This window comes from Nocardia suismassiliense (assembly GCF_900269665.1).
Taxonomy (GTDB): domain Bacteria; phylum Actinomycetota; class Actinomycetes; order Mycobacteriales; family Mycobacteriaceae; genus Nocardia; species Nocardia suismassiliense.
In genome coordinates, this window is sequence record NZ_LT985361.1 from 6059477 (window position 1) to 6071579 (window position 12103).

Consider the following 12103-nt stretch of genomic DNA (forward strand, 5'->3'; position numbering starts at 1 on the left):
GCGCAGCAAGGTGGTGGACGATCCCGTTGACGTCGGGCTGCTCCGACTAACGAGCCAGACTTCTAACAGCCAAGTCTCGCGCCTCGCAGCGATGCCGCACTTGTGCGTCGCGGTCACCGCCTGCGATCGCAATGACGCCCTGGGGGCATCATGGGATACACGCGCCAACAGACTGCCAAGGAGGAAGCGATGCCAAGCGAGAGCAACGAATGGGCAGTGCTCGATGGGCTGCTCGGCATCGAAGTCGCGGACCAGGAATCCGACGGGAGTCAGCGCCTCGCGTTCTACGGTCGTTGTTCGACCGAGGACAACCAGGACCCGGAGACCTCATATGGCTGGCAGTCCGGCAACGCCCAGAAGTTTGCGCCTGGCTCGATCGTCGCCTCCTACTTTGATGTTGGGCAGTCGAGGTCAGTGCCGTGGCATCGCCGGACGCAGGCCGCGAAGCTGCTCGCCGATCTGAAGAATCCCAATCGAGGCTGGACTGCGATCGTCGTGGGCGAGGGCACGCGCTGCTGGTTCGGCAACCAGTTCAGTCTCGTGGCTCCGCGGATTCAGGCTCACGGCGTCGATATCTGGGTGCCTGAGCTGGGCGGCAAGTACAACGCGAAGAACGCCACCCACAACATGATGATGAGCATGCTCGGGGGGCTCAGCGAATCCGAGCGCCAGCACGTTCAGCAGCGTACGCGCGCCAGCATGGACGCCCAGGTGCTCAATGAGGGACGTCACCAAGGCGGGCGCGCGCCCTACGGGTACGTCGTGGTCGACGGACCGCCGCACCCCAACCCGCACAGAGCAGCAGACGGGCTGAAGTTGCGCCTCCTCTCGATCGACGCCACCGCGGCGCCGATCGTCCAACGCATCTTCCGCGAATACATCGGCGGCAGAGGCGATAAGGCGATCGCGGAAGGGCTCAACCGCGACCAGATACCGTGCCCCTCAGCCCATCGCCCTGAACAGAACCGACATCGCTCCGGAGACGGCTGGCAGGCACCAACAGTCGCGGCGATACTGCAGAACCCGCGCTACACCGGCTACGCGGTGTTCGGACGATGGACCAAACGAGAAGAACTGATCGACCCCGACGACGTCGCCGCCGGGTACGTAGTCCGGTTCGTCCGAGCAACCGCCGATCGCGTCATCCGCTCCCGACGTCCCGCTCACCCGAACATCGTCTCCGTCGAACAATTCACCGAGGCACACCTGATCCGCCGAGGCCGGGCCGGCATCACCAACCGTGACCGCGCCAAACTCGAGCGCACCAGAACGTTGATCCCACGTCCGTACCTGCTGCGCGGGCACATCCGCTGCGACGCCTGCAACCGAAAGATGCAAGCCGAGCTGGTCGGCAAGAACGTCTATTACCGTTGCCGTGCAAAAACTCTCGCACCAGGTAGCGATGCGCTGACCGAGCACCCGAAGACGGTCAACCTGCGAGAATCAGTACTCATCGACCCGTTGGATGGTTGGCTTGCAACCCTTTTCGATCGCGAGCATCGAAACCACACCATCGCGACCCTGCTGGAGGCCCAGGAAACCGACGATACAGATACCGTTCGAGCGCTGCTGCGTCGCCGAATTGACGACGCGGACACGAAGTTACAGCGCCACTTGGCGGCTATCGAAGCTGGCGTAGACCCGGCCGCGTTCGTGACTTCGATGAACGCGGCGCAGGCCGAGAAGGCCGCAGCACGGGCCGAACTCGATACGATGCCGAAGCCGGTTCGACTGACCGAAACCGAGATGCACAAGCTCATCGATTCGGTCGGAGACATCCGCGCCGTACTGACGGCTGGAGCTCCGGAAGATAAGCAACTTCTCTACGAAGCCCTGAACATCCAGGTCCGGTACCAGCACCGACAACAACTTGCTGTTGTCGGTGCCAGCCTCCCTGGGTTTAGCACTGGTGTCCGGAGGGGGACTTGAACCCCCACGCCCGTTAAAGGGCACTAGCACCTCAAGCTAGCGCGTCTGCCATTCCGCCACCCGGACCGGTGGTGCTCAGCAAGATTATAGGATGTGGCGGCGTGGACCAAATCGCGGGCTGACCATGGGTTTTATCGGGGGGTGGTGGGCTCCCGGAGTGTGAGTCGGGAGCCCGGTCCGGTCAGAGGAGTTCTTCGATGGTTCTGGCGAACTCTTCGGCTCCGTGGCCGTCGGCGACCTGTCGGTCGATGAGGTTTTTGATGGGGGCGACGAAGTCGACGGTGACGCCTGCGTCTCGGGTGGCGCGGTTGATGGCGTCGAGGGCGGCTTTGTGGAAGGCGAGTGATTGGGTGGGGGTGGTGTAGTCGCCGCTGTCGATGATTGCGCCGTAGGCGGGGAGCATCTGGGCCATGGCGGTCACCCAGGGCATGGCTCGTTCGGCGAAGGTGCTGGCGGAGACGCCTACGGAGCGCATCATGGCGGCGCCGTGCATGAAGCCGCCGAACATGGCGTACATGTTGGCGAGCAGGGCGAAGTCGTAGGTGGAGGCCAGGCCGGCGTCGTCGCCGAAATATTCTGCGGCGGCGAGCAATTCGAGGGTTTCGCGGTGCTGGTCGAAGAGGGTTTGGGAACCGCTGTAGAGGATGGAGGCGCCGGGCTGCCCGATCATGGGCGGGATTGCCATGATGCCGCCGTCGAGGTAGTCGATGCCGTGTGCGGCCGCCCAGGTGGCGAGTTCCCTGGCTTCTTCGGGGGCGGTGCTGGTCAGGTTGATGACCTGTTTGCCGGACAGTTGGACGGCGACGGGGTCGAGGGTGGCGTGCACGGAGGCGTGGTCGAAGAGGACGGCGATGATCGGGCCGCCGGCCTGGACGGCTTCGGCGACGGAGGTGACGCTGTTGGCGCCGGCGGCGAGGAGGTCGGCGTCCTTGCCGGGGGTGCGGTTCCACACGGTGGTGGGGTGGCCGGCCTTCAGCAGGGTTGCGGCCAGCGCCTGGCCCATCGCGCCGAGTCCGAGGACTGTCACGGGGGTGTTCGTGGTTTCCGCCATTGCGGGGTCAACTCCTTGGCAAGTGTGTGAACAGGTGGTCAGCGCGCTGGAACCAAGGCTGCTCTTTGCCTGCCGCGGCGACAAGTACCTACTATTTAGTCCGGTACTTACCCATGGGTGTGTGAACAGGTAGCGAGGTCGGACGATGGGCGAAAAGAGATCCGGACCATACTTCTGCGGCATCGACGCGGCGATGGATGTGATCGGTGGCAAGTGGAAGGCGCTGATCCTGTGGGAGCTGGAGGAGCATGGGATCCGCCGCTTCGGCGAGCTGCGCCGGGGCCTGCCGGGCGTCTCGGAGAAGATGCTGATCCAGCAGCTGCGCGAGCTGGAGGAGGACGGAATCGTGTCGCGGGAGGTCTATCGCGAGGTGCCGCCGCGGGTGGAATACCAGCTCACCGCGTTGGGTACCGCACTCAACCGCGCGCTCGAACCGCTCGGCGCCTGGGGTCGGGACCGCATCGACCGGATCGGTGCGGATCGGGTCCATCCGGTGAACGCGTGACGCCTATTGGTGCCGGGAATCGGACTGAACTGTTGCGGTAGCAGGGTTTTCACCGGCGGGCGTCGGGATGTGCGGCAATGTCCGCACATGCTGGTCGGTCGCGGGCACCGGGTGCTCGGCCGTGGGCATCAGCCATAGCGTGAGGATTACGAGCAGCAGGGCCGCCGACCCACCGAGGATCGGTCGCCAGTAAACGAGCACATGCGGATGATCGGCACCGAGGCTCGAGCCGTTACGCGGATACGCGAATGTGCTTGTCTCAGGCCAGTTCCGGGGTTTCGGCCAGTGCGTCCGCAAGGTAGCTGACAATGCGTTGGGCCTGCCGGCGGCCGGTGTCGAGGTCGGGGTTGTAGATCGTCAATGTCATTCCGACACAACCGGGTTGGAGGGCGGCGGTGGTGATGGCGGTGAGGTCCGACCAGTCCAGGCCGCCCGGTTGCGGGTAGTCCACGGCCGGCATCGCGGCGGTGGACAGCACATCCAAATCCACGTGCAACCACCAGGGAAAGCCGCGGCGGCGGAAACGACCGACGGCGATTTCCGTGGGAACGGCGGCTCTTCCACGCAACTCGCGGTCGGTGAGCAGTGCGATGGTGGAGACCAGCGACGGCACGTCGGCGTCATGCAATTCTGCGGCGTCGCGGGGGCCGAGCGCCACGACGCGAGTGGGGTCGAGGGTGGGTAGCTGCGTTGCCAGTTCGGCCGGTAGGTCGGCGGTCGCCAGCATCAGACCGAGTTCGCAGTCGGCCGCTTCGCCGGTGGTGCTTCGATCCGGCGGCCACGCGTCTTCGTGTCCGTCGACGAAGACCAGTGCGACGTCACCGAGTGCGTCTTGGGCACCACGCAGAGCGCCGAGCAAGACGGGACAGTCACCGCCGAGCACCAACGGGAACTCCCCCAACACAACGCTTTCGATTACCGCAGTGCGGACGGAATTGGTTGTCGCTGTGAGGGATTCCAGGGACAGCAGGGTACTCACAGGATCGCGCGTCGGCCGGGGCACACCGACATCGACGTCACCGCGATCGCGCACATCGGGGCGGCGACTTCGTAATGCGCTGAGCAGTCCGGCTTCTCGTAACTCGGCAGGCGCGTTCGCCACTCCACCGGTCGTACCGGCGGAGTTGAACGGTGCCCCGATCACGGTCAGCAGTGTCGGCCCTCCTCCCGCGCGGCAACTCGGCCACTACCGACGATAGACCCCGGCCGGTTTACCCGAGGCAAACTTCCGCCGGGAGTTACCGCTGCGATGCGCGTCACATTCGCCTATTGAATGTGACCCAGCTTGGTGCTAAACATTGTGGCACGCAACGCAATACACGTTGCACTATATGCAACGAATGAATGGACCGAAGATTGATGCTGCACCGTGAATTCCGGTCAGGCGGGGCCGTGCGACGCGCACTGACGCTCGGAGCCGCACTGTTCCTGCTCGCCGGGTGCGCGCCGGTGCAGTCCGGCCCGGCGGGCTCGGGTGGCGACGAGAAGACCGGCACCGTCCGGGTCTGGCTTTTCGACGAGGCGAACCGCGCGCCGAAGGAAGCGGTGGTCAACGAGGCGATCGCGGAGTTCCAGGCGACGCGGCCGGGGGTCGAGGTCGATGTGCAGTGGGTGCCGGTGGCCGCACGCGCCGAGAAGTTCGCGGGCGCGTTCAACGACCCGGCCAGCGCGCCCGATCTCGCCGAGTTCGGCAACACCGACCTCGCCGGGTACGCCGTCACCGGCGCTTTCGCCGATCTCAGTGCGGATCTCGCGGCGTGGCCGGAGGGCAAGGACATCGACCCGTCCGTCCTGGAGACCGCGAAGTCCGGCGGCAAGGTCTACGGGCTGCCCTGGTACACCGGCATTCGCGCGCTGTACTACCGCACCGACATCTTCACCGAACTCGACCTGCGACCGCCGACGACGCTGGCCGAACTCACCGACACCGCACGCCGAGTCCGTGCGAAACGCCCTGACCTGTACGGCATTTCGGTCGGCGGCAAGTACACCTACGCCATGCTGCCGTTCCTCTGGGCGCACGGCGGCGAGATCGCCGAGAACGACGGCACGATGTGGAACGCCACCCTCAACGCCGACCGGGCGAAGGAAGGGATCACCCGCTACGCGGAGCTGATAAAGGACGACATCTGCCCGCCCGCGCAGTGCGCGGACTTCACCGGAACACAGAGCGTGCAGGCCTTCGCGGGCGGCAAGGCCGCGATGACGATCGGCGGCGACTTCAGTCGCAAGGCCATGGATCAGGGTGCGTCCAAGGACAAATACGCGGTGATCCCGCTGCCAGGCACCGAACTGGGTTCGGTCGCACCGGCCTTCGCGGGCGGAAACCTGCTCGGCGTCTTCCGCGCGAGCATGCGGCGCGGCCTGGCCGTCGACTTCGTGCAATTGCTCGGCAGCGCAAAGTATCAGGAGAAGATGTACCGGGCGATGGGGAACCTGCCGACGCTGACCAGTGTGCAGCGGCAGCTGGCGGCGAACGACCCCTTCCTCGCACCGTTCGTCGAAACGCTGCGTGCCGGAACGAAGTTCGTGCCGAGCACACCGGCGTGGTCGACGATCGACAGCCAGAACCTGCTGCCGACCGCGGTGCAGCAGATCGCCACCGGGGCCAAGGAACCTTCGGCGGCGTTGAACGCGGCGGCCGCCGCAATGAACAAGGCATTCAGGTAGGCGCACATGGCAATCCAGGAAATACCGATCATCACTCCCGCGCCGCGGCCGCCGGCGAAACCGCGTCGCGTCAGCCGGGACACGCTCACCGCGTGGCTCTACCTCGCGCCTGCGGGGCTGCTGCTCGCCGCCGTGCTGATCTATCCGATCTATCAGATCGTCCTGATCTCGTTCTACGACTATGGGCAGGCGCAGGCCACCGGTGCCGCGCCGCTGGAGTTCATCGGGCTGGGCAATTACCGAGAACTGCTCTCGGACAGTCAGTTCTGGCTCGTGCTGGCCAACACCTTCGTATTCGGTGGGGTGTGCGTGGTCGGCGGACTGGTGGTCGGCACAGCCTTGGCCGTCCTCGCGACGCGCATCCGGGCGGTACCGCGGATGATCCTGTTCCTCGCGGCGCTCGGCGCGTGGGCGACGCCGGCCATGGCCGGGTCCTACGTCTGGCTCTTCCTGTTCGATGCCGACTTCGGCATCGTCAACGAAGCGCTGTCCGGTCTCGGGTTCCGGTCGATGGACGGGCACTCGTGGACCTTCGGCACGCTCAGCGCGTTTGCACTGGTTGCCGCCGAGGTGATCTGGTGTTCGTTCCCGTTCGTCATGGTGACCATGTACGCGGGCATCAAGGCGATCCCGGAGGAGATACTGGAGGCCGCGGCGCTGGACGGCGCGTCGACGTGGCGGGCGGCTCGCTCGGTGATCCTGCCGATCCTGAAGCCACTGCTGCTGATCGCGACGATCCAGTCGATCATCTGGGACTTCAAGGTGTTCACCCAGATCTACGTCATGACCAATGGCGGCGGTGTCGCCGGGCGCAACCTGGTGCTCAATGTCTACGCCTACCAAAAGGCCTTCGCCGGGCAGGAATACGGGCTCGGCTCAGCGATCGGAGTCCTGATGACGCTGTTGCTGTTGTCGATCACCGGGTTGTACGTCCGGTCCCAGCGCAGGAGCACCCCATGGCAGTGAAAACAATGCCGCGCACACCGCGCAAGCCCGGACGGCTTGTCGCCGAGGTGGTCGCGGTGGTGATCGCCGGGTTCGTCGCCTTCCCGCTGTACTGGATGGCGCTGTCGGCGCTCAAGCCGCCGGGCGAGATCCAGTCGGCCGACCCGAGACCGTGGACCTTGGCGCCCAGCCTGGACAGTTTCACCCGGGTGCTGTCGATGAACGGTTTCGGACGGTTCTTCCTCAACAGCTTGCTGATCGCCGTTGTCGTGGTGTTTCTTTCGCTACTGCTGTCGTTCCTGTCCGCAGTGGCGTTGACCCGCTTCCGGTTTCGCGGACGGACGGTGCTGCTGGTGATGATCCTGGTGGCGCAGATGGTTCCCGTTGAAGCGCTGACGATTCCGCTGTTCTTCCTGATGCGCTCGGTCGGCGGTACGGTTCCGGCGTTGGGGCTCAACGAACTCGGCTCGATCATGCTGGTGGATCTGGTGTTCAGTCTGCCGCTGGCCATCTGGCTGCTGCGCGGGTTCGTCGCGGCGGTGCCGGTCGAGCTGGAGGAGGCGGCGAAACTCGATGGGGCGAGCCGGCTTCGGTTCGCCTGGCAGATCCTGCTGCCACTGGTGGCGCCGGGACTGGTGTCGGTCAGTGTGCTGTCGTTCATCCACGCCTGGAACGACTTCCTGTTCGCCAAGACATTCATCATCTCCAAGACCGAGAATCAGACGCTGCCGCAGGCGATCCTGGTGTTCTTCAAACCGGAGGACACTGATTGGGGCGCGGTGATGGCGGCCTCGACGCTGATGACGATTCCGGCGCTCGTGCTGTTCGTGCTCGTGCAGCGCAAGCTGGTCTCCGGGCTCGGCGGGGCGGTGAAGGGCTGACATGCCAGGATTCGACACGCTGCTCCCCCGGCCGGTTTCGGCGGTGCCGCGGCCCGGCGTCTGCGCATGGCCCGCACAGCTCGACGTGCGCACCGATAGCGGTTTGCCGCCGGAGGGGTACCGACTGGAGATCGCGACCAGCGGTATCACGCTCACCGTGGCGGATGATGCGGGCCGGAACCACGCGCAGCAGACTCTGCGTCAGCTCGCCGGCCCGGATGCGTTCCGGGCCGCGGTGATCGGGGCCGAGGGGCGCACCGTGCCGTGCGGGGTGATCGAGGATCATCCGCGGTTCCGTTGGCGCGGTTGCCTGCTCGACGTCGCCCGCAACTTCCGCACGAAAGCCGAAGTCCTGCGGTTCATCGACCTGCTCGCCGTGCACAAACTCAATGTGCTGCACCTGCACCTGACCGACGATCAGGGCTGGCGTATCGAGGTCCCCGAGTTCCCGAAGTTGACCGAAATCGGCTCGTGGCGAACGGGATCGATGGTGGGCCGGCATGACGGGCCGGAGCGTGACGGCCGACCGCACGGTGGCTTCTACACCACCGACGACCTTCGGGAGATCGTCGCGTACGCGGCCGGGCGGTCGATCACCGTGGTGCCGGAGATCGATGTACCGGGTCATGCCCGCGCCGCGATCGCCGCTTACCCGGAGCTCGGACCGGAACCTGAAACTGCCTGGGAGGTATGGACTTCCTGGGGTATCAGCACCTCGCTGCTCGATCCCACCGCGCATACGCTCGACTTCTTCCGCCGAGTCTTCGATCATGTGCTGTCCGTGTTCCCGTCGCCCGTCATCGGTATCGGCGGCGACGAGGTTCCCGGCGCGACACCGGCGCACGCTCGCCTCGTCGCCGACCTCGCCACCCATCTGGCGGCCCGTGGTCGACGGGCGCTCGGCTGGGACGAGGTGCTCGACGCAGGTACGTTGCCGCCCATGGTGATCGGCGCATGGCGTGACGATGCCGCGGCTACTCGCGCGGTCGCAGCGGGCCACGAGGTGGTGCTGTGCCCGGAGGACCACCTCTACCTCGACCACCGACAGTCCGATCATCCCGATGAACCGATCCCCGTGGGCTACCTGCGCACCCTGGAAGACGTGTACGGCTACGAGCCGCCGCTCGACGGAACGCAAGTCGCCGGTATTCAAGCTCAGCTGTGGAGCGAGCACCTCGACACGGTGCGGCGAGTCGACTACGCCGCCTTCCCCCGGCTCTGCGCGGTCGCCGAACTCGCGTGGAGCCCGCCGGGCCGCAGTTACACCGAATTCCTGCCTCGGCTACGCGATCATCACCTGCCTCGCCTGGCTGCCCTCGGCGTCGAATACCGGCCTCTCAACGGTCCCCTTCCGTGGCAAACCCGCCCCGATGTTCCGCCAACCGCCCACCGCCCCAACCACTTACCCATCGCCAGCCGGTCAGCCCGCTAGCGGCGCGGTCGAACAGCGCTCCCGCGCAGCGTTCGGCGTGGGGCGAGGTCCTCGATGGCCCCTTGTGAACCAGGACCATTCCCCCGCTGCGCAGCGAGTCGACATCCAGATCGGCCGCTGTGGATCGGTCGGCACACCCGATGGCTACGGACAGCCGGCGGCCCAGTGTGTCATCGATGCCGGCTCACTCAGGCCTCCAGTCGATCGACTCCGCCCACGCTTCCGCGCGCTGGGTGATTTCGGCGATCAACGACCCCTTGGCGTCGGCGTAGGCGTTCATATCGGGCCAGTTCTGCTGCGCGAGCTGCCTTTTGAGTTGCTCGTAGGCGGCGCGGTCATGGACGTTGTGCCGCAACCAGTCACGGAACAGGAGGTGGCGGCGTTCCCAGTCACTGCCGACGGTCGCGATATGGACGTGCACGTCGCGCTGCACAGTTCGGACCATACGGTGGGCGGGCTCGCGGACGCGAAGCTGGTACCCCGCAGCCAGTAGCGGGGGAAGATACGCCGCCTCATCCTCGACGTCGGGCACGCAGACGTCGATATCGATGATCGGCTTGGCGGCGAGTCCGGGCACCGAGGTCGAGCCGATGTGGTCGATGCGGCGGGCGGTGGTGCCGAGTGCGCGGGCGATGCGCGCGTGCTCTTCGGTGAAGCGCTGTGGCCAGGCGGGGTCGTAGTCGACGATGCGGATGTCCCGTTTCTCGATGCCGCCGATCAGTTCCATCCCACTATCTTCGCGCGTCCGCCGCTTCGGTAAAAGGTGGGACGTATTTCGGGCATGGACCAGACCCCTACCCGTGAATGAGGCACGGACAGAGGTCTGGTCCATTTCGAAGAGGTGTCGCGCGACTGAATGACGCTAGGCGGGGATCACTATTGTCGAGGTATCAGCATTTCTTCCACGAGAAGTGATAGGTCGTGTTGATTGCTCCGTCGACAGAATCCATGGTGATGAAACTGGTGGTCTTCTTCGGGTCCGAGGTCCCGGCGTCGACCCGCAATTGGGTGTTGATATTGAAATTGCGGTATTCGCCACACGGCTTGTAGACGATCGCGCCGACCTCGGTCTTGTCGGTCGCCTGCCAGTCGTCGTTCATGCCACCCTTGAACGTGTGGTCGATGAATGCGGTCGGCGAGTTGCCCTGGAAGTAGTATCGTGCCCTTTCCAGCGCCGTCGCGCCCTTCTCCAAGTGCGCGAAGCCGCGGTAGTCCGCCTGCGCGATCCCGTAGGTGAAGCCTTGTGGGACATGGACATCCAGGTTGATCTGGCAGTTCTTACGGAAGTCGGTCGGGTTCGACCCCACACCCACCTGCGCGGTGTACGCACTGTAGGTGACAGTGAAGGCCGTGTTGTCGGGCGATACCGCGACCGCCGCGGTTCCCTGTGGGCAGCCGGTGCCATTGACGGTCACCACGTCGATGACAATCTTGTCGGGGGGCGTCGGCATGTCCCGATCGTGCGTCGGCGCTCCAGAAGCCGGCGAACCCGCCAGCGGAATAGCAAGCGCGAATATTGCTGCGCCGAGGATTGTTGCTTTTTTATACATTTGGTGCCTCACAGTGCTCCGGGATCGGATGGAACTCACTGTAAGTCGTTTAAACCCGCCCGCAGCTCCCCAGCCGAAGTGGGGAAAATACGTAAATTGCCCCGTCGCTACATAATTGGCGGCAGCTCCTCCGGATACGGCGATAACCGTTGAATGTTGGAGTTTTGAGTGATCCCGTATCGCGGTCCGTTCGATTCACGGTCGGAGGAGATGAAATGTTTCCATACGCTTTCGATGGTACTCGAGATCGTCCTCGTCGTGCTCGACGCCGCGCGCGACCGCGATGCCGAAATAGACTGCCTCCCTGCGCAATCGGTGCCGCATCAGTTGCGCGAGCGCCACATCGTCCAGCTGCCCGGCTGTCCCGCCTTCGGCGTGGTAGTGGTCGACGAACTCGCGCGCGTCCGCGAGATCACGCCCCAGAACATCGGCGAACTCCAATGCGGCGGAAGCCAGTTCGACCTCCGGCGGGGCGACCAGTGCCTCATCCCAGTCGAGCACAGCGGTGACATGACCGTCCCGAGCCAGCAGATTGCCCTCGTAGTAGTCGCCGTGCAGGGGTTGCGGGCGGGCGGTGCGGCTGAACTCGGCGAGCCACCGGTCCAGGTCGGGATCCGGCAGTTCCGGGGACGGCGCACCGTCGAGCCCGATCTCGAGAAACGACTGCTTGGGCCGCGGCGGCGGTCGATGGTCCGCCAGCGCGCGGTGCACGCGCGCCAAGAGCCGGGCCGCCTCGGCGAACTGCACCGGGTCCTCACTGCTGGCCCACTGACCCTCGATCAGTGGCCACACGGTGATCGGGCGGCCCGCCACCAGCTGCACCGTCGACCCGTCCGCGCGCGGCAACGGCGCCACCGCCTCGGGCACCGTGCGGGCGGTGGCAACCGCAATGCTGTTGCACCATTCGACCTCGGCCGGGTCGCGATCCAGCGCGCCGATCCGTACGACCACGTCGCCGACGCGGTAGGCCGCGGACTCCTCGCCGCCGTGCAATCGCTCCCCGTCACCCTTGTACCCCCATTCGGCGGCAACGGCGGCTCGGATGTCCTCGGTCAGCGGCAGGGCGACGTAGATCACGCATTACTTCTACCAGCGTGGCTGATCGGGACGCAGCTGGATTTCGCGGCCGGACGCGCCAGG

At 65.5% G+C, this 12103-nt stretch carries 11 protein-coding genes and 1 tRNA gene; 6 read left to right on the forward strand and 6 right to left on the reverse strand.

The genetic code is table 11. The features are described from left to right. Positions 1–189 precede the first annotated feature (189 nt). Positions 190–1929: a recombinase family protein gene (locus tag DBO33_RS26775; RefSeq protein ID WP_107660604.1), complete on the forward strand. Its 1740-nt coding sequence runs from the start codon at positions 190–192 to the stop codon at positions 1927–1929. Here the strand turns inward: DBO33_RS26775 and DBO33_RS26780 are convergent. Together DBO33_RS26780 and DBO33_RS26785 are read right to left on the reverse strand one after the other, a co-directional pair. Continuing rightward, positions 1908–1995, reverse strand: a tRNA-Leu gene (locus DBO33_RS26780). The genes DBO33_RS26775 and DBO33_RS26780 overlap by 22 nt on opposite strands. A gap of 115 nt (positions 1996–2110) precedes the next feature. Beyond that, positions 2111–2980, reverse strand: coding sequence for an NAD(P)-dependent oxidoreductase (locus DBO33_RS26785; protein ID WP_107657546.1), 870 nt, complete (start codon positions 2978–2980; stop codon positions 2111–2113). A 145-nt stretch (positions 2981–3125) separates the two neighbouring features. Here DBO33_RS26785 and DBO33_RS26790 point away from each other — a divergent pair, with 145 nt between their 5' ends. Then, entirely contained in the window at positions 3126–3485 is a 360-nt protein-coding gene (locus DBO33_RS26790) for a winged helix-turn-helix transcriptional regulator (RefSeq protein ID WP_107657547.1), read from the forward strand. Between the two features lie 259 nt (positions 3486–3744). Here DBO33_RS26790 and DBO33_RS26795 read toward each other — a convergent pair whose 3' ends face one another. Next, positions 3745–4629, reverse strand: a complete 885-nt coding sequence (locus DBO33_RS26795; RefSeq protein ID WP_159080559.1) for an arginase family protein — start codon at positions 4627–4629, stop codon at positions 3745–3747. Positions 4630–4877: 248 nt separating this feature from the next. Here DBO33_RS26795 and DBO33_RS26800 point away from each other — a divergent pair, with 248 nt between their 5' ends. The 4 genes from DBO33_RS26800 to DBO33_RS26815 are packed head-to-tail and all read left to right on the forward strand — an operon-like array spanning position 4878 to position 9413. Next, positions 4878–6155 carry an extracellular solute-binding protein gene (locus tag DBO33_RS26800; protein WP_234391055.1) on the forward strand — a complete coding sequence of 426 codons (1278 nt, stop codon included), beginning with the start codon at positions 4878–4880 and terminating at the stop codon, positions 6153–6155. Positions 6156–6161: 6 nt separating this feature from the next. Beyond that, the gene (locus tag DBO33_RS26805) at positions 6162–7121 is read left to right on the forward strand and encodes a carbohydrate ABC transporter permease (protein ID WP_107657550.1); all 960 of its coding nucleotides are present in this window, start codon (positions 6162–6164) and stop codon (positions 7119–7121) included. Beyond that, positions 7112–7981 carry a carbohydrate ABC transporter permease gene (locus tag DBO33_RS26810; protein WP_199856769.1) on the forward strand — a complete coding sequence of 290 codons (870 nt, stop codon included), beginning with the start codon at positions 7112–7114 and terminating at the stop codon, positions 7979–7981. The genes DBO33_RS26805 and DBO33_RS26810 overlap by 10 nt, the downstream gene beginning before the upstream one ends. Before the next feature lies 1 nt (position 7982). Beyond that, positions 7983–9413: a beta-N-acetylhexosaminidase gene (locus DBO33_RS26815; RefSeq protein WP_107657552.1), complete on the forward strand. Its 1431-nt coding sequence runs from the start codon at positions 7983–7985 to the stop codon at positions 9411–9413. A gap of 184 nt (positions 9414–9597) precedes the next feature. On the opposite strand, the gene DBO33_RS26820 is transcribed toward DBO33_RS26815, so the two are convergent. The 3 genes from DBO33_RS26820 to DBO33_RS26830 all read right to left on the reverse strand — a co-directional run bounded on the left by DBO33_RS26820 (position 9598) and on the right by DBO33_RS26830 (position 12040). Next, positions 9598–10140: a GrpB family protein gene (locus DBO33_RS26820; RefSeq protein WP_107657553.1), complete on the reverse strand. Its 543-nt coding sequence runs from the start codon at positions 10138–10140 to the stop codon at positions 9598–9600. A gap of 163 nt (positions 10141–10303) precedes the next feature. Next, positions 10304–10975, reverse strand: a complete 672-nt coding sequence (locus DBO33_RS26825; protein WP_234391056.1) for a DUF4360 domain-containing protein — start codon at positions 10973–10975, stop codon at positions 10304–10306. Positions 10976–11158: 183 nt separating this feature from the next. Then, positions 11159–12040, reverse strand: a complete 882-nt coding sequence (locus tag DBO33_RS26830; protein WP_107657555.1) for a phosphotransferase enzyme family protein — start codon at positions 12038–12040, stop codon at positions 11159–11161. Positions 12041–12103: the final 63 nt, after the last annotated feature.